The organism is Bradyrhizobium sp. Mp19 (genome assembly GCF_029952935.1).
Taxonomy (GTDB): Bacteria; Pseudomonadota; Alphaproteobacteria; order Rhizobiales; family Xanthobacteraceae; genus Bradyrhizobium; species Bradyrhizobium elkanii.
The window spans coordinates 1-1114 of record NZ_JASAUT010000171.1 but is presented as its reverse complement, the minus strand read 5'-3'; the positions used below and the strand labels follow the sequence as shown (position 1 = coordinate 1114).

The window sequence follows — 1114 nt, the reverse complement described above, 5'->3', positions numbered from 1 at the left end:
ATCGAGGCGCGGGCGTCGGACACGGTGTCGTAGGCGCGCAGATAGACCTCCTCGTATTTGACGCTGCGCCACAGCCGCTCGACGAACACGTTGTCGCGCCAGGCGCCTCGGCCGTCCATGCTGATGGCGATGCCATGACTGGCGAGCACGCCGGTGAACGCCGCGCCCGTGAACTGCGAGCCTTGGTCGGTGTTGAAGATGTCCGGCTTGCTGTGGCGAGCGAGAGCGTCCTCCAGCGTCTCGACGCAGAAGGCGGCTTCCATCGTGATCGAGACGCGCCACGACAGCACCCGGCGGCTGAACCAGTCGAGCACCACCGCGAGATAGACGAAGCCGCGCGCCATCGGGATGTAGGTGATGTCCATCGCCCAGACCTGGTTCGGGCGTGTGATCTCCATCCCGCGCAGCAGATACGGATAGATCTTGTGCCCGGGTTCGGGCTTGGTGGTACGCGGTCGGCGGTAGAACGCCTCTATCCCCATCCGCCGCATCAGCGTTTTGACATGCCGGCGGCCGATCTTGCACCCCTCGGCAGCCAGCAGGTCTCGCAACATTCGCGAACCGGCGAAAGGAAACTCCAAATGCAGCCGGTCGAGCCGTCGCATGACCGCGAGGTCGGCGGGCGACACCGGACGTGGGAGATAATAGACACTGCCACGGCTGATCTTCAAAACTTCCGCCTGTTTCGTGATCGGCAGGTCGTGCTCACGGTCGATCATCGCTTTGCGCTCAGCAGGCCGGCTTTGCTGAGCGCGCCTTCTAAAAAATCGTTCTCCAGCGTCAGCTCCCCGATCTTGGCGTGCAGCGTTTTCACGTCCACCGCGGGCTCGCTCGTTCTGTTGCCACCGCCAGGACCAAATACCTCGGCCGCCGCTTCCTGAAGCTGGGACTTCCACTGCGTGATCTGGTTCGGGTGCACGTCGAAATGCTCAGCCAGCTGGGCCAGCGTCATCTCGCCCTTGATCGCCGCTAACGCCACCTTGGCCTTGAATGCCGGTGCGTGCTGCCGGCGGGCTCGTTTGCTCATCGTCTCTCCTGATTCGCGGGACAATCTTGCCCGCCGTCAGGCAGAAACTCCACTTATCGCCCGGTCCAGATTTCCGGAGCCAGCTCT

Annotated in this window: 1 protein-coding gene; it reads right to left on the bottom strand. The window is 63.3% G+C overall.

The annotated features are described in order from the left end of the window. Window positions 1–1027 (bottom strand): IS3 family transposase gene (locus QJT82_RS45410; RefSeq protein WP_281446731.1). Its coding sequence is split into 2 segments (ribosomal slippage), with 1028 coding nucleotides annotated over them: window positions 1–769 and window positions 769–1027; the frame shifts between segments, so codons are not numbered across the junction. This gene is flagged as partial in the annotation. Window positions 1028–1114 lie beyond the last annotated feature (87 nt).